This is a genomic window from Rhodococcus sp. B7740 (assembly GCF_000954115.1).
Taxonomy (GTDB): Bacteria; Actinomycetota; Actinomycetes; order Mycobacteriales; family Mycobacteriaceae; genus Rhodococcoides.
In genome coordinates, this window is the sequence record NZ_CP010797.1 from 3617062 (window position 1) to 3639417 (window position 22356).

The following is a 22356-nucleotide window of genomic DNA, read 5'->3' on the forward strand; positions in this document are numbered from 1 at the left end:
GCTACGAGCATGCGAGGTGGGACTGTGGCGGCAGGTGGCGGGGTGCAGTCCGTGGAGCGCGCATTCGAGCTGCTCGACATCATGGCCGCCTCGGGCGGATCCATCGGGATCAGCGAACTCGCCGAGGGAACCGATCTGCCGATGCCGACCGTGCATCGACTGATCGGGACCCTCGTCTCGCTCGGCTACGTCAGGCGGCTGCCGTCCCGTCGATACGCATTGGGCACCAAGCTCATTCGGCTCGGTGACAGCGCCTCCAAACTGATCGGCGGATGGGCCAAGCCGTACCTGGCCGAGCTGGTCCGGATCACGCACGAGACGTCGAACATGGCGTTCCTCGAAGACGACATGGCGGTCTACGTAGCGCAGGTGCCGTCCGAACACGCCATGAGAATGTTCAACGAGGTGGGACAGCGGGTGCTGCCGCACTCCACCGGCGTCGGCAAAGCTCTCCTCGCGCAGTTGGACGACGACGCCGTCCGCGCGATCGTCGGCCGCCTCGGTATGGCACCCCGCACCGTCAACACCATCACCACGCTGGACGCGTTACTCGAAGATCTTGCGGTGATTCGCCAACGCGGCTACGCGATCGACGACGGCGAGCAGGAAGTGGGCGTGCGCTGCTTCGCCGTACCGGTGATCGGTGCACCCACGCTGACGGCGATGTCCATCGCCGGACCCACCGCGCGAGTCACGCTCGAATCGGCCGAACAGTTCGTACCCCTGCTGATCTCGGCCGCCGAGCGACTGGCGAAAGATCTCGCGGGCAACAACCCCGCACCCTAGTCTTTCAGAATTCTCGCATCGCGAGCGAAGGACTCGACCTGCTCGGTCAGCCACACATGAGCCGGAACCGCGCCGCCGAGCAGTTCGCGAGCCAACGAGGGGGAATCCCCGATCGGCACATCGCTGCCCGCGATGATGATGTTGCCGTAGCGCCTGCCCTTGAGCATCGCCGGATCGGCGACGATCGCCAGATGCGGAAAGACACTGCGAAGAGTCGACGCCTCCTGCTTCGCGAGCGAAAGATCGCGTCGATCACCGCAATTGACGACGTACATGCCGCCGGGTGCGAGGACGCGTCGAACCTGGGCGGTGAACTCGGCGGTCAGCAGCGGGGCCGGAGTGACCGCCCCGGCGAACACATCTCGCACGATCAGGTCGCGACTGTTCTCGCTCAAGGTCTCGGTGACCGCCCTCGCCTCACCGACTCGGATGCGAAGGAGAGGTGCCCGCGGCAGATCGAACCATTCGCGTACCAGCTCCGAGAGCTTGCCGTCGAGTTCCACGACCACCTGACGCGCACCGGGGAATTCGGCGGTGAAGGAACGCGCCAGTGTGCACGCCCCACCCCCGAGGTGCAGCGCTCGTAGCGGGAAGGTCGAATCCCACTGAGCGCGAACCAGTCCGGAGATCCATCGCATGTACTCGAATTCGAGGACGGTGGGGTCGTTCATGTCGATGTGCGAACTCGGGACGTCGTTGACATTGACGACCCAGCCGTCGTCGGAGAAGGCGTCGCGGACCAGTTCACAGGTGCCCGAATCGATCTCGAACACTCCGGGTTGCAAAGAGCCGGACGGTGCCGACGCGCGCTTCCTACCCATTCGCGGACCCCTGGAGCCGAAAGTCCTCGAAATCGAATCCCGGCGTGACGGTACAGCTGACCAGACTCGGCTCGTCGCCCACCGGACGCGCCCGCTGCCACACCGAGGGCGGCACGATCTGCTGCGGCGCGTCCGGTGCGACCAGCAGCGAAGTCACGGTTCCCGGCTCGTCCCCTGCGCCGCCGAGGTCGAGCTGCACCGGACTACCGCGGTGATACAGCCACATCTCGGTCCCGCGGACGGTGTGCCACGCCGACTGCTGGCCGGGCATGAGCAGGAACAGGATCGCCGTGCCTGCCGCGCGCGGACCGGGATAGCCGTCGGGCAGGAACTCCTGCGGGATGGTGACCTCGCTGCGCCAGGTCTCGCGGAACCAACCACCCTCGGGATGGGGTGCGAGGTCCAGGCCGAGAGCCCAGTGAGGCAGCGACGTCATGGACGCAACCCTAATCCGTAGCGATCTGAACCCGGAACGTGTCGCGCCCGGTGTGCAGGCTCCACAGCTGCTCGGCGAGAGCCTCGGGGCTCTTCCTCGGGTCGCTGCCGTCGATGGCACCACCGATGATCAACTGCGACACCTGGATTCCCTCTTCGGCCAGCTCCTCGTTGAGCAGCTGCGCGTAGGCTGCCTGGCCGGCGAACGCGATGGACGTGCCGGTGACGGTGCGACCCGGCTTGACTGCGGAGCCGCCGTTGACGAACAGGATCGTGCCCTTGTTCTCGCCGAGAAACCGCATGCCCGGGAGCACCTGGTGGACGGCGGCGATCGGTCCGTAGATCGAGAACTCGACCGGGCCGACCATGTCGGCCGGGGTGGTCTCGAGCACCGGCCGCATGAAGTCCTTCTGCGGAAGCGGGCTGTACTGCAGCACCTCGATGGGCCCGAGCGTTTCGGTGACCTGCTCGAGCGCTGCGGCGATCGAGGCCGGGTCACGCACGTCGGCGACGAAGCCCTTCGCGGAGATACCGTCGGCGGCGAGCTGATCGGCCAGAGCGTCGACACGGGCCTGGTTTCGGGAGATGAGGCCGACCGAGAAACCCTGCGCGCCGAACTTGCGCGCCACCGCTGCTCCGAGACCTGCACCTGCTCCGACAATTGCTATGGAAGTCATGACCTGTGCAAGGCGAGTCCATCCTCGACTATTCCGACGACCGACTCGAGCAGGGCCTCTGCGCTCTCGTGCAGCGCCGTGACATCGCCGGCCCAGCCGAGCACGCGCAGTGCGGCCGCGGCGATACCGGCGGCATCGGCTGTCGGGTCGCTCCGGCCGTTCTCACGATCGGCCCGCGCGTTCACCACGGTCTCCACCAGTCGAAACGGCAGGTCCTCCGTCCCCGGACGGCGCTCGGCGTCGAGTTGATCGAGCGTGTCCGACGCGATCGCCGCATACAGGCCCATGAGCGTGTAGCGATGGTCGCGGAAAGTCTCGAAGCGTTCGCTGCGCAGCTCGGGCAGCAGATAGAGCGCGCCGAGATTCCAGGTGGACGCACCGAGTTGGCCGGAGTCGAAGTAGGCGAGTGCGTACATCTGGGTCGCGGGCTCGGCCTGTGAGTCTCGGATGCGCTGCGCGACGGCCAGCGGTGCGTCGACCGTTCCGCTGAGCAGTGCGTCGAGGATGTCGTCCTTGGTCGCGAAGTGGTGGTAGAGCGAGGCCTGACGTAATCCGACGGCCTCGGCGATGACGCGAGTCGAGGTGTTGGTGAAGCCGCGAGTGGTGAACAGTTCGGCCGCGGCGTCGAGTATCTCCTCGCGAGCGGTGTCGCCGGGCCGCTTCTTCGTACTCAGCCTGGGCCTGCCTGCTCCGGTCATGACTGCATCTTGTCAGGTCGATATGACGGTGAGATTTCTGTCATCTGATCGAAATAGACGAAACGAGCTTGTTGCACGACGGACACGATCCGGGAACGACCGTGCCGAAAACTATCAACTGACAGAAAACCCGCCTCGGCGATGCAGCGGGGTCACTCATCCACCCACCTCGCCCGTAGGAGATCACATGAGCTCGACCACACTGCCCGCGTCGGGTCAGGGGTCCGAATCACCTGCCACCTCGGATCATTCGGACCTGGCCGCCCTGGGCTACGACCAGCAGCTCCATCGCAGCCTCGGCAAGTACGCGTCCTTCGCGGCCGGCTTCTCGTTCGTCTCGATTCTGACCACCATCTTCCAGCTCTTCGGACTCGGCTTCAGCTTCGGCGGCCCCGCCTTCTTCCTCACCTGGCCGCTGGTGTTCCTCGGCCAGTTCATGGTGGCCCTGAACTTCGCCGAACTCGCTGCCCGCTATCCCATCTCGGGCGCGATCTACCACTGGTCGCGGCGCATGGGTGGTGAGCTGGTCGGGTGGTTCGCGGGTTGGTTCATGATCATCGCGCAGATCGTCACCGCCTCGGCCGCCGCCATCGCCCTGCAGGTGGTACTTCCCAGCATCTGGGGCGGATTCCAGCTGATCGGCGAGGACACCGCACTCACCTCACCGAGCGGTGCCGCCAATGCCGTTGTGCTCGGCTCGATTCTGCTGGTGCTCACCACCACCATCAACTGCATCGGCGTGAACTGGATGTCGCGGATCAACAGCATCGGCGTCACCTGTGAGATCGTCGGAGTCATCGCCCTGGTCCTGGTGTTCTTCACCCACGCCGAACGCGGACCACAGGTGGTGTTCGATACCGGAAGTGCCGGAGCCGATCCCGGCTACATCGGGGCCTGGATCGTCTCGGGCCTGATGGCCGCCTATGTCATGGTCGGCTTCGGCTCGGCAGGCGAACTGGCCGAGGAGACCCGCAATCCCCGACGCGTCGCGCCCCGCACCATCCGCCTCGCACTGTCCGCCTCGGCACTGGGCGGTGGCCTGATGATCGTCGGTGCCCTGATGGCCGCACCGAGCCTGACCGACGGTCAGCTTGCGACACAGGGGCTTCCGTACGTCATCGACTCGATCCTCACCTCACCGTGGGGCAAGGTCCTGCTGATCGACGTCGCCATCGCCGTGTTCATCTGCACCCTCGCCATCCAGACCGCGGCATCGCGGCTGATGTTCTCCATGGCCCGGGACGGACGACTGCCCGCATCGGCAGCGCTGGCGAAGGTCAACTCGCGCACCGGAACCCCCATCGCACCGTCGGTTCTGATCGGCGTGGCCTGCGTGGCGATCCTGGCCGTCAACGTCGGCAACTCCGCGATCTTCACCACGCTGTCCAGCGTCTGCATCGTGTTGATCTACCTCGCCTACATGATGGTGACCGTCCCGTTGCTGATCCAGCGGCTCAAGGGATGGCCGCACGGCGGAGTGCAGAAGGACAGCGACGGCGAGAAGCTCTTCACCCTCGGCCGCCTCGGCCTGCCCGTCAACATCGCAGCGGTCCTGTACGGCGGACTGATGGTGATCAACCTGTCGTGGCCCCGCGCCGAGATCTTCGACCCCACCGGCGAATTCCCCATCCTGCGATGGGCCGCACCACTGACCGTCCTCGCCGTGATCGTCGTGGGCATCGCCTGCCTGCCCCGCGGCAAAGCCCACCCCAAGCCCGTCACGATCGGAGCCTGAATCACCATGAGCACGGCAACCGCAACCACCCACTCGGCCAAGGAACACGCACGATCCCAGGCCACCGTCGCGCCTGCACCCACTGCACCGGCGGGCATCTCGGAACTCACCTGGGCCGAATCGGTACCCGGCGGCAGCTACACCACCAAGGTCCTCGCACGCGGAACCCGGCTGCGCCTCGTCGACGTGAACGGTGACGCCTGCGCCAACCTGCTGCTGTACCGCGCCGACGCACCATGGGAACGGCTCAACACCGCCGACACCGTCAAGGTGCCGTGGCAGGCGTATCTGAGCTCGGGTCATCCCCTGCTCTCGGACCAGGGCCGTGTTCTGGCCACCGTCGTCGGCGACACCTCCGGCCGCCACGACGCACTGTGCGGCACCACCTCGACCGCTACCAACGTCGCCAAATACGGAGACAGCGGACCACATTCGTCGGCTCCGGCCGGTCGAGAACTGTTGACCCTCGCCGCGGCCAAGCACGGACTCGAACCGCGGGACGTCGCGCCGTCCCTGTCGTTCTTCCACGGCGTCACCGTCGCCGCCGACGGCGCTCTGGTCAGCACCGGATCCGCAGGAGCGGGCAAGTCGGTGGATCTGCTGATCCACCTGCCGGTGATCGTGTTGCTCGCCAACACCGCTCACCCACTCGACCCGAGGTCCGAATTCCCCACCACCGCCCTCGACGTGTTGGCCTGGCGGGCACCCGAGGAACTGCTCACGCTCGACAACACCGAACCCGAATACCTACGCGCAGTGCAGAACACCGAGGACGCATGGAAGGCAGCACAGTGACCACCAGTGCAGTGATCGTGAAAGACGAGATCGCCCCCGCATTCGGTCCGTGGTCCGCCGTGGTCGAAGCCGGTGACATCCTGACGATCGTCGACCTGTACGGCAATCAAGCCGTCGACACTCTGCTGTACGGCGCGCACGATCGTTCCATCCGATACTCCGCCGCCGCGACGGTCTCCGCGCAACAGAACCTGTTCCTCACCACCGGTTCGGTTCTGCGCAGCGATGACTCGACGCCGCTGATGACGATCGTGGACGACGAGGTCGGCAACCACGACACCGTCGGCGGTGCCTGCTCCAAGGAGTCGAACACCCTGCGCTACGGCCACCACACTCAGCACCAGCACGCCTGCGTCGAGAACTTCCTGATCGAGGGATCCAAGTGGGGCCTCGGCAAGCGAGATCTGGCACCCAACATCAACTTCTTCATGAACGTGCCCGTCGACGCCGACGGGACCCTCGGCATCGTCGACGGTCTCTCGGCTCCCGGGAAGAAACTCTCACTGCGTGCCGAGATCGACACCCTCGTGCTCGTCTCCAATTGCCCACAGATCAACAACCCCTGCAACGGATTCGACCCCACTGCGGTCCGGATGATCGTGACGCGAGAGTCGGCGGGGGCATGAACGCGACCAAGATGACAGTCCACCGGCCGGGAATGCTCACCACGGTGCAGGACTGGCCGGGCCGCATCGGGTACTGGAAGGTGGGCGTACCGCCGTCGGGACCGATGGACGACCTGTCGTTCCGGCTCGGCAACGTCGCGCTCGGCAATCCCGAGGGTGCACCGGGACTCGAATCCACCATGGCGGGACCGGCATTGACGTTCGATGCCGACACCTACGTCTGTGTCACCGGTGCCGCGGTACCGGTGCGCATCGACGGCAGCGCGGCCCCGCAGTGGAAGCCGGTCCTGGTACCCGCCGGGGCCACCCTCGACGTCGGCACCACCACCGGTTCGGGTCTGCGGGTCTACGTGCTCGTCCAGGGCGGCTTCGATGTCGACGACTACCTCGGCAGTGCAGCGACGTTCACGCTCGGCAAGTTCGGCGGACATCGCGGCGGCGTGCTCGGCGAGGGCGACGTCATCGCACTGGCCGGCCGCTCCGACAACCCCGCCGTTCTCGGTCCGATTCCCATGGAACACCTGCCGGTGCTGACGTCGAGCTGGGACATCGCCGTCACCGAGGGCCCACACGGCGCACCGGAGTTCTTCACCCGCGAGGACATCGACACCCTCTACGCCACCCGCTACGAGGTGCACTTCAACTCCGATCGCACCGGAGTCCGACTGATCGGACCGAGGCCACAGTGGGCTCGGCCCGACGGCGGCGAGGCCGGACTGCACCCGTCGAACATCCACGACAACGCCTACAGCGTCGGGGCGTTGGACTTCACCGGCGATACCCCGATCCTGCTCGGACCCGACGGTCCGAGCCTGGGCGGCTTCGTCTGCCCCGTCACCGTCGTGGCCGCCGAACGCTGGAAGCTCGGTCAACTGAGGCCGGGCGACACCATCCGATTCGTGCCCGTGAAGGCCGCGTCCACGGCGCCGCTGGGTTCACTCGGTCTCGCTCGCCGCGCGTCTCTGCCCGCGGTGTTCTCCGCAGGCGGCGACGGCGACGACGGAGTGATCGCTCGACGCGACGCCGATACGTGTGTCACCTACCGTCGCTCGGGCGACGACAACGTGCTCGTCGAGTACGGCGACATGAAACTCGATCTGGCCCTGCGCGCCCGGGTGCACGCCCTCCATCAGCGCGTCGAGGCCCTCGCGCCCCGTGGCCTGGTGGACCTGACTCCCGGGATCCGCTCGTTGCAGGTGAAGGTGAATCCCGATGTGCTGTCCATCGATTCGTTGATGGGTCTGCTGTCCGAGGTCGAGGACGAACTACCCGCGGCCTCGGAGCTCGTGGTCCCCAGCCGCCAGGTTCGGCTGCCGCTCTCGTGGGACGACCCCTCGACCCGCGAGGCCATCCAGCGCTACATGCACGGTGTGCGCGCCGACGCCCCGTGGTGCCCCTGGAACATCGAGTTCATCCGGCGGATGAACGGACTCGATTCGGTGGCAGAGGTGTTCGACACCGTCTTCGCCGCCGACTACATGGTCCTCGGTCTCGGTGACGTGTACCTGGGCGCACCGGTGGCGACACCGTTGGATCCGCGGCACCGACTGGTGACGACCAAATACAACCCGGCGCGCACGTGGACGCCGGAGAACGCCGTCGGCATCGGTGGGGCGTACCTGTGCATCTACGGGATGGAGGGTCCCGGTGGATACCAGTTCGTGGGTCGAACCACGCAGGTGTGGAACCACAGTGCCGCCTACAGCGGCGGACCGTTCGAGGAAGGCACCCCGTGGCTGCTCCGGTTCTTCGACCGAATCTCCTGGTACCCGGTCGAACCCGAGGAACTGATGGACCTGCGCGCAGATCTGGCGGCCGGCCGCGGCGGCGGAGTGCAGATCACCGAGGGTGAGTTCTCCCTCGCCGAGCACGAGAACTTCCTGGACACCAACGCGGACTCCATCGCCGAGTTCCGCGCGACGCAGGCCGTCGCCTTCGGTGCCGAACGCGACGCATGGTCGGCAGCAGGCGAATTCGATACGACGAAGGGCAGGACCGATGCAGCCTGAGGTACGAGAACGAGTTCTGCAGGCATACAAGCGAATTGCCGAGGTCGATCGGCCGGAGGTGTGGATCACCCTGCGTGACGAGGACGACGTGCTGGCCGAGGCCGTCGCCCTCGACGAGGCGGTCGCGGCCGGCGCGGATCTACCACTCGCCGGAGTACTCGTCGCAGTCAAGGACAACATCGACGTCGCCGGCCTGCCCACCACCGCAGCATGCCCCGAATTCGCCTACACACCCGGCATTTCCGCTGTCGCCATCGAGCGACTGACGAGCCAGGGCGCACTGGTGGTCGGCAAGACCAACCTGGACCAGTTCGCCACCGGACTGGTCGGCACCCGCAGCCCCTACGGCGCGGTCCGCTGCGCCTGGGATCCGACACTGATCTCGGGAGGCTCGAGCTCCGGTTCCGCCGTCGCGGTGGCACTGGGCATCGCGGACATCGGAATCGGCACCGACACAGCCGGATCGGGTCGAGTGCCCGCAGCCTTCCACGGCCTGGTGGGCATCAAGAGCTCACTGGGTATCGTGCCGAACACCGGCGTCGTGCCCGCCTGCGCCGACTACGACTGCGTCACAGTTCTCGCACGCGATCTGGACAGTGCCACTGCGGCGATGAAAGTCATGACCGGGCCCACCGCCACCGATCCACGCAGCCGGGCCTGGCCTTCCGACGTACGGCTCGCCGCGTCCCCGCAGCCCCGCGTTGCCGTCCCACGAGGTGAGGATCTGACATCGCTGAGTCCGGCGTACCGTCGGGCATTCGAGGCGACGGTGGCCGGCCTGGCCGAGAAGGGTATTGCCCACGCCGAGGTCGACATCTCGACGCTGCTGGACGCGGCAACACTGCTGTACGACGGAGCGATTGTGGCCCAGCGGTATTCGGCCGTCGGAGAGTTCCTCGACACCGCGCCTGCCGGTGCCGATCCCACGGTGTCCGCGATCGTTCGCTCGGCGGCAACGCCGTCCGCACACCGGTACGTCGACGATCTCGCCGCTCTCGCCGGAGCCGAGACCGCGGCCCGCGCACTCCTGAACGGGTTCGACGGCCTGCTGTTGCCCACCACCACCGAGCATCCGAGCATCGCTGCGGTGCAATCGGATCCGGTCGGCATCAACCGACGCCTCGGTACGTTCACCAACTTCTGCAATCTGCTCGACATGGCCGCGGTGGCCGTTCCCGGAGCCTCGACGCACGACGGCAACCCGTTCGGCGTCATGGTCGTGGTACCGGCATTCGAGGATCAGATCGCGATCGACCTCGCTGCACAGTTGAGCGGCGTCGCGTCGCCGTCGCTGATCGACGACGGTATCGAGGTGTTGGCCGTCGGAGCGCACCTGCGCGGCTTTCCCGTGCACCACCAGCTGACCGATCGCGGTGGACGCTTCATCGGCGAGGTGACGACCACGGCGGACTACCGACTCGTGGATCTGCACACCACCCCGCCCAAGCCCGGTCTCGTGCGGCGCGCGGGCGACGGCGCTCCCATCTCGGGAGAGTTGTATCGCATGTCCGCCGCCGCCCTCGGAACGTTCCTCGCGGGATTGCCCGCGCCGATGGGTCTGGGTCCGGTCGAGTTGTCCGACGGTCGCTGGGTCACCGGATTCTGCTGCGCGCACGACGCAGCCGAGAACGGCACCGACATCACCGAATTCGGCGGCTGGCGCGCATACAGGGCTCAAGCCGGGACCGGTCTGCCTCCGTCGGTCGCCACGCGCACGGCGAGCAGTCCGAGCACCGTGCCCATGACGTAGCGCTGCACCCTCAGCCACGTGGGCCGAACGGCCAGGAACTGAGCGATCGATCCGGCCAGCACCACGATCGCCAGATTGACCGCGACTGCCACGGCGATCTGCACGCCACCGAGCGTGAATCCCTGCAGCAGAAGGTGTCCGGCCGCGGGATCGACGAACTGCGGGATGACCGAGATGTACATGATCGCGATCTTCGGGTTCAGCAGGTTGGTCACCAACCCCATCGTGAACAGCCGACGGGTCGAATCCTGTTGCAGCTCGGTCGGTTCGAAGGCCGACACCGAACCGCGCAGCGCCTGCACAGCCAACCAGGCGAGGTAGGCGGCACCGGCGAGCTTGACCGCGGTGTACAACGCAGGCACGGCCGAGAAGACCGCTGCCAAGCCGAGATTGGTGGCGGTGAGATAGACCAGGAAGCCGAGCGCGACGCCTGCCAACGACACCAGTCCCGCCCGCTTCCCTTGCGAGATGCTCCGCGAGACGAGGTAGATCATGTTGGGCCCCGGGGTCAGAACCAACGCGAGAGCCACGGCGAACACTCCGAGAACAGCAGAAATCGAGACCATGCGGACAACTCTTCACGCCGACGTACCGACCGAGAAGAGCCAGTTACGGTGTCGTGGTCTCTATCCGGCACGCACGAGGGTGGCCACCCCGTCGGCGATCGCTGCCATCCCGGCTGCCGTCGGGTGCAACGGTGCCGCAGGATTCTGCGGAACGACCCCCTCGAAGTACCGCTGATCGGGGGCCACGCACACGTCGTGGCCGACACTCAGCGCCTCGGTGTCGACGAACTCGGCACCGTGCTCTTCGGCCTGGGTCCGCAGGGCCTCGTTCATCGCGGTGATGCTGCCCTGGATGTAGTCGGCGTCCTCGGGGAGCATCGGTTGGGTGGGGAAGCAGCCGCCGTCCGGCAGATAGGTGCCGTAGCCGACCACCAGAATCCGCGCATCGGGCGCACGCTCGGCCACCGCGTCGAGCATCGCACCCCAGCCCGGTGCGCTGTCGGCGATCGCCGCGGCCACGGTGTCGACGCCGCCTGCGGTGAGGCGGTCCCTGCAGACGTTGGTGGCCGAGGTGTCCGCGAACGTCAGGCACTGCACGGCCGTCGAGACCAGCCCGATGTCGTTACCGCCGATCGTGACGGTCACCAGATCGGTGTCCGGGCTCAGTGCATCGAGTTGCACCGGTACCTCACCGCTGGACGTGCCCTGCGGAGTGGAGACGATGTTCTCGGTGACGGCACCCGAGCAGGTGACGTCGACGAAGGAGCCCACGGCCAATTCCTCGGCGAGCACGTGCGGATAGTTGGCGTCGGACTGCTGACAACCCGGTGCGCCGACCTGGTCGGGGATCCGTGGGCCGGACGCGGCCGAATCACCCAACGCGACGTAGTTCACCGGCACCGCCGCATCGGACGACCCAGCGGATGCTTCCGACGATCCAGCGGGCGCTTGCGATACCGGTGAATTCGAGGAGCAGCCCGCCAGTACGCAGGCCGACACAGCAAGACCGACGAGAATTCCCTGGCTCCTCACAGCTTCGACGCTACAGCTGCCGGTAATCTCGACCGGGTTGTCCGGGACATACAGTCCATCGCATCGAACAGAGGAATTACATGATCACCGCGTTCATCAACCAGATCCTCAGCGGCTTCGGCTCCATTTCCGCTGGTAGCAGCGGCTTCGAGCTGGCACCGGGAACGCTGCCCTTCGGGCTGTAGAGACCACCGGAACGCTCGCCCGCGCGGGGCCGACGATTGTTTCGGTGCCGCGCGGGTACCCCCGCATCATGACTACCCAGAACGACGACCAGAAGAACGCCGACACTGCCCCCGAGGCAAAACCGGATGTGACGTCCGATCCGGCCGCAGCGGCCGAGGACAACGATTGGTCGAGCGAAGGCGGAGCCGTCGAAACCGGTCCCGCGACCGACGACGAGCGAACCGCAGGCAACTAACCGATCAGACGGCGGGGAGCGGCCCGCAGCGTGCGAACGTCGCCGTCGGCAACGATGTGTTCCACCGTCTCGCCTCGGGTGCGCATCGACTCGTCGACGGCGAAGTTCACGCGAGCATCGCCGAGCCAATCGACGCCGACGACGATTCCCACGGTTCCCTTCGGGATTCCGCTGCGCCACCGCACGTGGCCCAGATTGCGGACCGTGATCACGGTCTCTCCGATCTCGAAGTGCCCCATACGCCCCCCCGGCTCGATTCTTGCCGACCAGTAGACCTCGAGCGAACCCCCTGTTCAAGCGGTGCATCCGCGCTTATATCGACCTCTCACAGCCTCGACGCCAGTCGGCACGATCACAATCCGGCGATGTACCGATTTCGGGCGATCTTTCACGCCGAACGGTATTTTTAGGTTTCACCATTTGCCGCTATGGCAATATTTCTTGCCAACCAACAGCCTCTGTCGGACACTGTCCAGATGACTACAGACACCGATCGACACACTCCGGTCGACGCGATCATCATCGGCGGCGGAGTCGCCGGACTCAGCGCCGCCGTGGCTCTCGGCCGTTCCCGACGCTCCGTTGCCATCGTCGACGCGGGCGATCCCCGCAACGCTCCGGCAGCGCATTCCCACAACTACCTCACCCGCGACGGGGAGTCGCCTCTCGAGCTGGTTCGACTCGGCCGAGACGAGGCGCGGCACTACGGCGCACGCATCGTCGAGGGCATTGCGACGTCCGCGAATCGCACCGACACCGGGTTCGAGGTGAGTCTCGCCGACGGTTCCGTCGTCCGCGGCCGCCGCCTCCTGGTCACCACCGGTCTCACCGATGTCCTGCCCGACATACCCGGCCTGGCCGATCGCTGGGGGCGCGACGTGTTGCACTGCCCGTACTGCCATGGCTGGGAGGTACGCGATCGCAGGATCGGCATCATCGGCAGCGCCATGGTCGGGCACCAGGCCCAGATGTGGCGTCAGCTCACCGAGCACGTCACCGTGCTCGCGCACACGGCAACGGAATTGGCGCAGGCAGATCTCGAGCGACTTGCCGCCCGTGGCATCGAGGTGGTCGACGAGGAGATCGCTCGGGTCGATGTCGACGACGACGCCATCGTCGGAGTGACACTCGCGAGCGGCGCGCAGATCCGGCTGGATGCGCTGGTCGTGGGCCCCAACTTCACCTCCCGCGCAGACATCCTGGTGTCGCTCGGGATCGGCACGACCGAGATGGTCACGAACGATCACGTCCTCGGCACGTACGTCGAGGCCGATCCCGTCGGTGCCACATCGGTGCCCGGGGTGTGGGTTGCAGGCAACGTGGCCGCGCCGATGGACACCGTGGTGGCGGCGTCCGCGGCCGGAGTCAAGGCAGGTGCCGCGATCAACGGTGACCTGATCGAGGAAGAGGTCCGCATGGCCGTCGAACGAGCGAAGGCCATCGCTTCCTAGCTACCGAGGGCCGCCGCCAGGCACTCCTCGATCGCCGGCTTGCGAACTCCGAGCTCGGCGAGGGTGGCGTCCTGATCCCGCGTCGAACGGGATGAGGGCGGGCAGCGGATCCGCCGGTTCCGGTAGCGTGGCAGCCACTGCCGTGCGGATCCGTTCGGGCGTGAGGCCCTGAGCGCCCAGCAGTTTCACGGCCACTGCCTCGGGTTCACCGAGCAGGCCGAGAATCAGGTGCCCGGTCGTGATTCGGTCGTTCGCGGCGGCCCGCGCCTCGTTCTGCGCGCCGACGACCACGTTGCGAGCCCTCGGGGTGAAGCGCGAGAAACCCTGATTTGCATCGAGGTCGGCGGGATCGTCGCCCCCCTTGGCGACGAAGCGCTTCTGCACCGCCTGCTTGCTGACCCCCATGAACGCACCGATGGCAGTCCAGGACGCCCCGGAGCGACGCGCTCGGTCGACGAAATGTCCGATCAGGTGATCGGCGACCTCACCGAGGGCCGTTGAAAGCACAACATCTGTTGAAGTTCTTCGCCCGCCAGGTCCGACTTCGTACCCGAACACGCTGCGCAAAGACGTATATTCACCGATGAAGGTGCCGCGAACAGCCATGCGAACGCCACGCGCGAGAAGGAAGTAGGTCCTTCGATGAACACGAAGGTCGCTGCGCCCTTCGCCATGCACACCAAACGGATCGCCGGACTGGTGGCAGTGGTCGTCGTCGCGAGCACCGTCTTCGTTCTCGGCGACGACGGAGTGCGGGCCGGTGTCCTCGCGACCGTCGCCGTCGGTTCGGTACTGGCCATCAGCGCCGCGATCCGTCGATACCGTCCCGACGACTCGCGCTGTTGGTGGGCACTGTTCGGCGCCTCGGTGCTGTTCATGTTCGGGGTCTCGCTGCGCAGCGATCCCACCGCACTGAGTCATTCGTTCCCGCTGCTGCCGGATCTGTTCACGCTGACCGGGTACGCACTCGTCGGGTACGCACTCTCGCGGTGGATCCGAGATCGTCAGTCGATCGACGACATCACTCCGCTCGTCGACGCCGGCCTGATCTTTCTCGGCACCCTGTTCCTGTCGTGGTTGCTGTTCATCTCCCCGGGCCTCGAATCTCCTCGTTCATCGGCATCGACGGTGGTCAACGGTTTGTATCCGGCGATCGACGCAGCGCTGATCACCTTGACCACTTACCTGCTGTTCTCGTCCAAGCCCCGTACCGTTGCGCTGCAGTGGGCCCTGATCGCACTCGTCGCGACACTGGTCGGCGACGTCTCGTACGCCTTCGCGGCCACCACCGACGACGCTCCGTCCTCGGGATTGCTCGACGGCATCTACCTCTTCGCGTATCTCTCCCTGGCGATGACCGCCCTCGATCCGTCGATGCGCACCGTCTCGCAGCGGCAGACTCCTGCACCGGCGCACAGCAGCCGCCGCGTCGTGTTCGTGGTGACGCTGCTGGTCGTCTGCGCCACGGTGCCGCTGCTGGGCTCGGCAGTGTCCACCGGAGATCTGATCGTCCGGTCCCTGTTGCTCGCATCGATCCTGGTGGGCGCATTCCTACGCGGCGAGCGTGCGCTGACCCGAGTGCAGGTCGGCGAGGAGCACGCGAAATACCTGGCCGCTCACGACCTGTTGACCGGCCTACCGAACCGCACGATGCTCGACGAGGAGTTCACCCGGCTCGAGCGGACCCAGACTCCGGGACGCACGTGCGTCCTGTTCGTCGACCTCGACAACTTCAAGATGGTCAACGACTCGTACGGCCACCGCGTCGGCGACGAACTCATCGTGGCCGCAGCGGGACGCATTCGCGCCGCAGTCGGTGCCACCGACACCGTGGTCAGGTACGCCGGTGACGAGTTCGTCGTGCTGACCCGCCGCGATCGCGGTGGAGCGGAAGCGTTGGCCCGACGCATCATCGATCGGACGAACGAGCCGTTCCCCCTGAGCGCCGCGACGGCATATGTCACGGCCTCGGTGGGAATCGCAGACGCGGACCGATTGCACGACGCCATCCGCGAGGCCGACACCGCGATGTATCACGCCAAATCGCTCGGTGCGGCGCGGTACGCGTTCTTCGACGAGTCGCTGCGTGCGCGAGCGACGTCCGCGATCGAGACCGCCACCGCATTGCGCGGCGCGATCAGACGCGGCGAGCTCGAGGTGTACTACCAGCCGATCATCGAGACCACCTCGCGCACCACCGTCGTCTACGAGGCACTCGTGCGCTGGAACTGGCAGGGGCGAGTGCGCACCCCCAACGAGTTCATCCCGATCGCCGAATCGACCAATCTCATCAAGGAGATCGGCGAATGGGTGCTGCGCACCTCGATTTCGGATCTGGTGACACTGCGTTCCAACGGGCAGAAAGTCACCATGTCGGTGAACGTGTCCCCGCTGCAGCTTCGAGACGATTCGTTGCCGGTCATCGTCGCCCGACTACTCGACACGTACGGCCTCCACGGAGCAGATCTGGCCCTCGAGATCACCGAGAGCGTCCTGATCGACGACATGGGCACGGCGAAGAGCGTTCTCGACCGACTCGCCGCGATGGGTGTGCTCATCGTTCTCGACGACTTCGGTATCGGCTACTCCTCGCTGAGCAGGCTGCGCGCGATGCCGATCGCGCTGCTGAAGATCGACAAGTCCTTCGTTCACGAGATCGGCAGTTCGGAATCGGACACTCAGCTGATTCGCGCCATCGTCGCCATGGCGTCGGCGCTGCCGGTGGCCACGGTGGCCGAGGGCGTCGAGACCGAGGAGCAGGCTGCGATCATCGAGGCTCTCGAATGCCGCTTCGCGCAGGGCTTTCTGTTCGGTAGACCTGCACCCGTCGCACACTGGCTTCTCGAATCCGCCGAGACCCGTCCCGGCAGGTGATCCGGATGTTAGCGTCGGGCGGTGTCTGCAATAGGAGTGCACCGCTCGACTGTCCTTGCCTGTGCCCTGCTGCTGGTGCCGCTCGCCGCGTGCAGTAGCGGCGAGAGCACCGATCCCGACTCCGCGGCCGAGAACAGCTGTGTCCTCGGCGCCAGTGGAGGTACGCCCGTGAACGCGACGCCGAGCGCGAGTTCGGGCGACATCTCCACCAATCCCGAAGTGGCGACCGGGTATCGATCGAACATGAGCCCGGTGGAGACGCCTTCGTACTCCGTCTCGACGGCCAACCCGGTCTCCACCGAGGCCGCGTGTGCGGTTCTGCGCGACGGCGGCACCGCGGCCGACGCCCTGATCGTTGCGCAGACCGTGCTCGGCCTCGTCGAGCCGCAGTCCTCGGGCATCGGCGGCGGAGCCTTCCTGATGTACTACGACGCGGCCACCGGTGAAGTACAGAGCTACGACGGCCGCGAGACCGCTCCGATGAGTGCCACCGGGGACTATCTGCGGTATATCGACGACGTCAATCGCACTCTGCCGCAACCCGATGCCCGTTCCAGTGGGCGGTCGATCGGCGTTCCTGGAGTGCTGCGCATGCTCGAGCAGGCCCACGACGATCACGGGACCAAGCAGTGGGGCGACCTGTTCCAGCCCGCAATCGGTCTCGCCGACAACGGAATCGAGATCAGCCCGCGCATGGCGTCCTCCATTGCCGACTCGGCACCGAAGCTCGCCCTCGATCCCGCGTCCAAGGAGTACTTCCTGCAGCCGGACGGCACCGGCAAGCCGGCCGGGACGGTTCTGAACAACCCGGCGATGTCGAAGACGCTCTCCGCCATCGCAACCGGTGGTGCCGACGCCTTCTACACCGGTGACATCGCGCAGGCCATCGTCGATGCGACCGCCGACACCACCGCAGGCCGTACCCCCGGACAGATCACGCTGGAGGATCTCGCCGCGTACGAGCCCAAGACCCGCACGGCCGTGTGCACGCAGTACCGCGACCATGACATCTGCGGCATGCCCGGTCCGTCCTCGGGTGGTATCGCGGTGGCGTCGACGATGGGCATTCTGTCGAACTTCGATCTGGCGCAGTACGCCCCGACGGGGATGGACGCCAACGGCGGAACCCCCACGGCCGAGGGCGTACACCTGATCGCCGAGGCCGAGCGCCTCGCCTACGCCGATCGTGACAAGTACGTCGCCGATCCGGACTTCGTTCCCCTGCCCGGTGGCTCGCCCGATGCACTGCTCGATCCCGAATACCTCAGCGAGCGAGCAGGACTGATCGACGAGGGCAGGTCGATGGGCACAGCGCAACCCGGCGACTTCGGCCCGGTGCCGTTCGCCTCGTCCACCGATCCCGAGTACGGCACCAGCCACATCTCCGTCGTCGACAGCCAGGGCAACGCGGCCTCGATGACGACGACCGTCGAGTCGGCCTTCGGCTCGTTCCACATGGTCGACGGCTTCCTGCTGAACAATCAGCTCACCGACTTCGCGGCATCACCGGTGGCCGAGGACGGCACGCCGGTGGCCAACCGCGTCGAGCCGGGGAAGCGTCCGCGCAGCTCGATGGCTCCGACGCTGGTCTTCGACCGGGGCGACGACGGTGCGCGCGGCGATCTGGTACTCGTCGCCGGCTCTCCCGGTGGTTCGGTGATCATCCAGTTCGTCGTCAAAACATTGGTGGGACTGCTCGATTGGGGCATGGATCCGCAGCAGGCGGTGTCGATGGTCGACTTCGGTGCGGCCAACACACCGTCGACCAATTACGGCGGCGAACACCCGAACGTCTCGGGCGAGAACGACCCGGTGGTGGTGAAGCTGCGCGAGATGGGCCACCAGGTGTCGGTCGCAGACCAGTCCAGTGGACTGAGTGCGCTACAGCGAACCGACGGTGGCTGGATCGGTGGAGCCGACCCCCGCCGCGAGGGTGAGGTACTCGGCGGATAGCCGCGAGCGCGGGTAGCGCTCAGGGCACGAATCGGTAACCCATACCGGTTTCGGTGATGAGGTGCACCGGGGAGGCCGGGTCACGTTCGAGTTTCTGTCGCAGTTGGCCGAGATAGATTCGTAGATAGTGCGTTTCGCGCTCGTGGCCGGGTCCCCAGACGGTGCGCAGAATGTCCTTCTGCGACACCAGCTTGCCCTCGTTGCGTACCAGCAGTTCGAGTACACCCCACTCGGTGCGGGTCAGGTGCACGTTCGCACCATCTCGCACAACGGTTTTCGTAGCGAGATCGACGGTGAAGTCCGCGGTGACGACGACGGGGTCGGCGACGGAGTGCGGTCCGCGGCGCAGTGCTGCGCGCAATCGGGCCAGCAGCTCGTCCATGCCGAAGGGCTTGGTGACGAAGTCGTCGGCACCGGCGTCGAGCGCTTCGACGGTATCTGCGGAATCGGTGCGCGCCGAGAGCACCAGGATCGGTACGTCGCTCCAGCCGCGGAGCCCAGCGATCACGTCGATTCCGTCGATGTCGGGCAGTCCGAGGTCGAGAATCACGATGTCCGGGTGGAAGTTCGCGGCCACCCGCAGCGCCTCACCGCCGCTCGCCGCGCTGACCACCTCGAACCCACGCACGTTGAGATTGATCCGCAACGCCCGCACGATCTGCGGCTCGTCGTCGACGACGAGCACCCGCACCTTCACCTGCTCGCCGCCTTCAACTCGACCGTCATCGTCAGCCCGCCGCCGACGGTGTTCGATGCCGTGACGGTACCGCCCATCGCACGCACGAATCCCCGCACCACCGACAATCCGAGCCCGACGCCCACCGAGTTGTCCCGATCACCGAGACGTTGGAACGCGTCGAACATCGTGTCCTCGGCACCCTCGGCGATGCCGGGTCCGTGGTCGGCGACGGAGATACTGGCCCACTCACCATGCGCGGCGGCACTGACGGTGATGTCGCCGACGGGGGCGTAGCGGGCACTGTTGTTCACCAGATTCGCGAGCACCCGTTCGAGCAGGCCCGGGTCGGCCAGTACCTCCACATCGCCCACCTCGACACGCACTCGGTCGTCCGCCCCGACCAGCGCGCCACCGAGCACGTCGTCGACGAACACCGGACGCAGGCTCGGCTGCACGACGCCTGCCTGAAGCCGCGAGGAATCGAGCAGATTGCTCACCAGAGCGGTCAACTGATCGGCCGATTCGTCGATCGTCGCGAGCAATTCGTCGGTGTCCTCGGGCGAGAACTGAACGTCGGTGCTGCGCAGAGACGAGGATGCCGCCTTCACCGCCGACAGTGGTGTCCGCAGATCGTGGCTGACGGCCGAGAGCAATGCTCGACGCAACGCGTCGGCCTCGGCGAGAGCGTTGGCTCGGCTGGCCTCCTCGGCGAGACGGCCCTGCCGAACCATGCCGGCGGCCTGGTTGGCCACTGCCGCGAGTACCCGCCGATCGTGCGCGTGTGTGCGTTCGCCGACGAGCAACAACGTGAAGTCGCCTGCGTCGACCTCGGTGTCGGCCCCGGCACGATCGACGGGAGCCTGCGCACCTGCGCTACCGACGATGGACCCGGACTGGTTGTCCCACAGAGCCACTCCGCTCTGGCGGTACGTTTCGCGGGCGCGTTCGAGCAGGGCGGTCAGGTCGGCTCCGCGCAGCACCGATCCGGCGAACAGCGTCAACAGTTCGGCTTCCTGGGTCGCCCGCCGTGCCTGACGCGTGCGTCGGGCTGCCGCGTCGACGAGCGCAGCGACGGCGACGGCGACGAGGAGCAGCACGACGGTGACGACGAAGTTGTCGGGCTCGGCGATGGTGAGGCTGTATCGGGGGGTGGTGAAGAAGTAGTTGAGCAGGAAGCCCGCGATCAGCGCCGACAGCGCCGCCGGCGCAACCCCTCCCAGCAGTGCGACGCACAGCACCACCATGAAGAACAGAGCGCTCTCACCGCTCGAGTCGAAGTCCGGACCGACCGTGCTGAGCACTGCCGCGGCCAGGCAGGGCACCAGAACAGCGGCGACCCACGCCAGAATGCGGCGCCGTCCCGAGTCGACCTGCACCCCCCATCGCCGGGCCTGCTCGGCGTGAGTGACCATGTGCACGTCGATCTTTCCCGAGTTCTGCACCACTGCCGCGCCGATGCCCTCGTCCAGGATTCGGGCGGCACGTGACCGTCTCGAGGTGCCGATCACCAACTGGGTTGCGTTGACGCCGCGGGCGAAGTCGAGCAGGGTCGACGGCACGTCGTCGCCGACGACGCTGTGGACGCTGGCCCCGAGACCGGCGGCGAGCTTGCGCACCGAACCCATCTGCGGTGCCGACACACCCATCAACCCGTCACCGCGGACGATGTGCAGCACCATCAGCTCCGCACTGGACTTCGAGGCGATCCGACTCGCCCGGCGGAGCAGCGTTTCCGATTCCGGTCCTCCGGTCACTGCCACCACCACGCGCTCGCGTGCCTCCCACGTGTCGGTGATGCGATTGTCCTTGCGGTACTTCACCAGTGCCGCGTCGACCTGATCGGCGATCCACAGCAGTGCGAGCTCACGCAGCGCGGTGAGGTTGCCACCGCGGAAGTAGTTGCTCAGTGCGGCGTCGACCTTCTCGGCAGCGTAGACGTTGCCGTGTCGCAACCTGCTGCGCAGCGCCTCGGGGGTGATGTCGACCAACTCGACCTCGTCGGCGGCTCGAACGACGCTGTCGGGCACCGTCTCCCGTTGCGGAACTCCGGTGATCTGCTGCACCACGTCGTTGAGCGATTCGAGGTGCTGCACGTTGAGGGTGGAGATGACATCGATGCCCGCGTCGAGCAGTACCTCGACGTCCTGCCACCGCTTGCCGTGCACACTCCCCGGCGTGTTGGTATGCGCCAGTTCGTCGACGAGCACCACCTGCGGCTGTCGGGCCAGGACGGCGTCGAGGTCCAGTTCCTGCGCCGAGGACCCGCGATAGTGGACGGTCGCCATCGGCAGCACTTCGATGCCGTCGAGTGCGTCTATCGTCCGCGCGCGGCCGTGGGTCTCGACCACCGCGGCCACGACGTCGCAACCCCGGCTCCGCAGTCGGTGCGCCTCGCCGAGCATGGCGAAGGTCTTGCCGACTCCGGGTGCAGCGCCGAGGTAGATCCGCAGCTCACCCCTGTCCGCCACAGCCTGTCTCCTCACCCGGCCGGTATGTGTCCCGTAGTGCCAGGTTCAACTCCGGAACGTTCACCGCTTCGGCACCGAGTACACCGTACTGCGGTCCGTGGGTGTACTCGGCGACCAGAGCCTCGACATCGCTCACCGACGCTCCGTTGACCTGCGCCACGCGCGCGACCTGGATGGCCGCATACGCGGGACTGATGTCGGGATCGATACCCGAGCCGGAACCGGTGACGGCGTCGGGCGGTACCGCCGACGGGTCGACGTTCTCGCGGTCGGCGATGGCGACGCGGCGTTGCTCGACGAACGACGCCAGGACCTCGCTGGACGGTCCCTGATTGGTCGGCAGCGCAGCCGCGGGATCCCCGGGGGCGAACGGGTCGTCGTCCGACACCGACCCGGTGACGCGGGTGTGGAAGTACGGATCCGGCTCTCCCGGAGCGACCTGCGGATCGACGCCGATCAGCGAGCTTCCGACGACGCAGCCCTCGGCGTCGCGCAGCGGCGAACCCTCGGCGGAGTCGGTGCCGATGCGGCTGATGCCCCAGACCACGGCCGGGTAGCCGATGCCGAGAATGACGGTCAATGCCAGCAGCACTGCGAAGCCTGCCACGACCTGGCGGAGAAATCCCTGTACGAAGCGCAT

Annotated in this window: 20 protein-coding genes and 1 pseudogene; 10 read left to right on the forward strand and 11 right to left on the reverse strand. The window is 66.6% G+C overall.

Annotation, left to right across the window (positions count from 1 at the left end; genetic code table 11):
- The first annotated feature begins 9 nt into the window (after nt 1–9).
- A complete protein-coding gene (locus NY08_RS16660) occupies nt 10–786 on the forward strand; it encodes an IclR family transcriptional regulator (RefSeq protein WP_045197588.1) in 777 nt (258 codons plus the stop codon).
- Here the strand turns inward: NY08_RS16660 and NY08_RS16665 are convergent.
- The 4 genes from NY08_RS16665 to NY08_RS16680 are packed head-to-tail and all read right to left on the reverse strand — an operon-like array spanning nt 783 to nt 3417.
- Nucleotides 783–1607: a spermidine synthase gene (locus NY08_RS16665; RefSeq protein WP_045197590.1), complete on the reverse strand. Its 825-nt coding sequence runs from the start codon at nt 1605–1607 to the stop codon at nt 783–785. The genes NY08_RS16660 and NY08_RS16665 overlap by 4 nt on opposite strands.
- Nucleotides 1600–2043, reverse strand: a complete 444-nt coding sequence (locus NY08_RS16670; RefSeq protein ID WP_045197591.1) for a cupin domain-containing protein — start codon at nt 2041–2043, stop codon at nt 1600–1602. The genes NY08_RS16665 and NY08_RS16670 overlap by 8 nt, the downstream gene beginning before the upstream one ends.
- A gap of 10 nt (nt 2044–2053) precedes the next feature.
- Nucleotides 2054–2719 carry an SDR family NAD(P)-dependent oxidoreductase gene (locus NY08_RS16675; protein WP_045197593.1) on the reverse strand — a complete coding sequence of 222 codons (666 nt, stop codon included), beginning with the start codon at nt 2717–2719 and terminating at the stop codon, nt 2054–2056.
- Nucleotides 2716–3417 carry a TetR/AcrR family transcriptional regulator gene (locus NY08_RS16680; protein ID WP_045197594.1) on the reverse strand — a complete coding sequence of 234 codons (702 nt, stop codon included), beginning with the start codon at nt 3415–3417 and terminating at the stop codon, nt 2716–2718. Before NY08_RS16680 ends, NY08_RS16675 begins: the two co-directional genes overlap by 4 nt.
- 187 nt (nt 3418–3604) lie before the next feature.
- Here NY08_RS16680 and NY08_RS16685 point away from each other — a divergent pair, with 187 nt between their 5' ends.
- From NY08_RS16685 to atzF, 5 genes are read left to right on the forward strand one after another with little or no spacing between them, the layout of a single operon-like run.
- Nucleotides 3605–5152, forward strand: a complete 1548-nt coding sequence (locus NY08_RS16685) for an amino acid permease (protein ID WP_045197596.1) — start codon at nt 3605–3607, stop codon at nt 5150–5152.
- 6 nt (nt 5153–5158) lie between these two features.
- A complete protein-coding gene (locus NY08_RS16690) occupies nt 5159–5947 on the forward strand; it encodes an urea amidolyase associated protein UAAP1 (RefSeq protein WP_045197598.1) in 789 nt (262 codons plus the stop codon).
- On the forward strand, nt 5929–6573 hold the full coding sequence (locus NY08_RS16695; protein WP_032396865.1) for an urea amidolyase associated protein UAAP2: 645 nt from the start codon (nt 5929–5931) through the stop codon (nt 6571–6573). The genes NY08_RS16690 and NY08_RS16695 overlap by 19 nt, the downstream gene beginning before the upstream one ends.
- Nucleotides 6570–8582, forward strand: a complete 2013-nt coding sequence (locus NY08_RS16700) for a 5-oxoprolinase/urea amidolyase family protein (protein ID WP_045197600.1) — start codon at nt 6570–6572, stop codon at nt 8580–8582. Before NY08_RS16695 ends, NY08_RS16700 begins: the two co-directional genes overlap by 4 nt.
- Complete coding sequence (atzF, locus tag NY08_RS16705) at nt 8572–10332, forward strand: allophanate hydrolase (protein WP_045197602.1); 1761 nt, start codon at nt 8572–8574, stop codon at nt 10330–10332. The genes NY08_RS16700 and atzF overlap by 11 nt, the downstream gene beginning before the upstream one ends.
- Here the strand turns inward: atzF and NY08_RS16710 are convergent.
- Nucleotides 10257–10898, reverse strand: a complete 642-nt coding sequence (locus NY08_RS16710) for a LysE family translocator (RefSeq protein ID WP_045197604.1) — start codon at nt 10896–10898, stop codon at nt 10257–10259. The genes atzF and NY08_RS16710 overlap by 76 nt on opposite strands.
- Before the next feature lie 60 nt (nt 10899–10958).
- On the reverse strand, nt 10959–11870 hold the full coding sequence (locus tag NY08_RS16715; RefSeq protein ID WP_235386937.1) for an SGNH/GDSL hydrolase family protein: 912 nt from the start codon (nt 11868–11870) through the stop codon (nt 10959–10961).
- 253 nt (nt 11871–12123) lie between these two features.
- Between NY08_RS16715 and NY08_RS26295 the strand changes: the two genes are divergently transcribed.
- Nucleotides 12124–12291: a hypothetical protein gene (locus NY08_RS26295; RefSeq protein ID WP_176459194.1), complete on the forward strand. Its 168-nt coding sequence runs from the start codon at nt 12124–12126 to the stop codon at nt 12289–12291.
- Here the strand turns inward: NY08_RS26295 and NY08_RS16720 are convergent.
- A complete protein-coding gene (locus NY08_RS16720) occupies nt 12288–12530 on the reverse strand; it encodes a hypothetical protein (RefSeq protein ID WP_052049922.1) in 243 nt (80 codons plus the stop codon). The two genes, NY08_RS26295 and NY08_RS16720, sit on opposite strands and share 4 nt — an antisense overlap.
- Before the next feature lie 237 nt (nt 12531–12767).
- On the opposite strand from NY08_RS16720, the gene NY08_RS16725 reads away from it, so the two are divergent.
- Nucleotides 12768–13742 (forward strand): NAD(P)/FAD-dependent oxidoreductase, encoded by a 975-nt coding sequence (locus tag NY08_RS16725; RefSeq protein WP_045197605.1) that lies wholly within the window; start codon nt 12768–12770, stop codon nt 13740–13742.
- A 72-nt stretch (nt 13743–13814) separates the two neighbouring features.
- Here the strand turns inward: NY08_RS16725 and NY08_RS16730 are convergent.
- Nucleotides 13815–14258: pseudogene (locus NY08_RS16730) on the reverse strand (Clp protease N-terminal domain-containing protein); the annotation flags it as partial.
- 126 nt (nt 14259–14384) lie between these two features.
- On the opposite strand from NY08_RS16730, the gene NY08_RS16735 reads away from it, so the two are divergent.
- Together NY08_RS16735 and ggt are read left to right on the forward strand one after the other, a co-directional pair.
- On the forward strand, nt 14385–16616 hold the full coding sequence (locus NY08_RS16735; RefSeq protein ID WP_045197607.1) for a putative bifunctional diguanylate cyclase/phosphodiesterase: 2232 nt from the start codon (nt 14385–14387) through the stop codon (nt 16614–16616).
- Nucleotides 16617–16637: 21 nt separating this feature from the next.
- The gene (gene ggt / locus NY08_RS16740) at nt 16638–18569 is read left to right on the forward strand and encodes a gamma-glutamyltransferase (RefSeq protein ID WP_045197608.1); all 1932 of its coding nucleotides are present in this window, start codon (nt 16638–16640) and stop codon (nt 18567–18569) included.
- 19 nt (nt 18570–18588) lie between these two features.
- Here the strand turns inward: ggt and NY08_RS16745 are convergent, their stop codons facing one another.
- Genes NY08_RS16745 through NY08_RS16755 form a run of 3 tightly spaced genes read right to left on the reverse strand, consistent with a single transcriptional unit; the run spans nt 18589 to nt 22356 of the window.
- On the reverse strand, nt 18589–19266 hold the full coding sequence (locus tag NY08_RS16745; protein ID WP_032396871.1) for a response regulator: 678 nt from the start codon (nt 19264–19266) through the stop codon (nt 18589–18591).
- The gene (locus tag NY08_RS16750) at nt 19263–21716 is read right to left on the reverse strand and encodes a sensor histidine kinase (protein ID WP_052683849.1); all 2454 of its coding nucleotides are present in this window, start codon (nt 21714–21716) and stop codon (nt 19263–19265) included. Before NY08_RS16750 ends, NY08_RS16745 begins: the two co-directional genes overlap by 4 nt.
- Nucleotides 21700–22356 carry a potassium-transporting ATPase subunit C gene (locus tag NY08_RS16755; protein WP_045197612.1) on the reverse strand — a complete coding sequence of 219 codons (657 nt, stop codon included), beginning with the start codon at nt 22354–22356 and terminating at the stop codon, nt 21700–21702. Before NY08_RS16755 ends, NY08_RS16750 begins: the two co-directional genes overlap by 17 nt.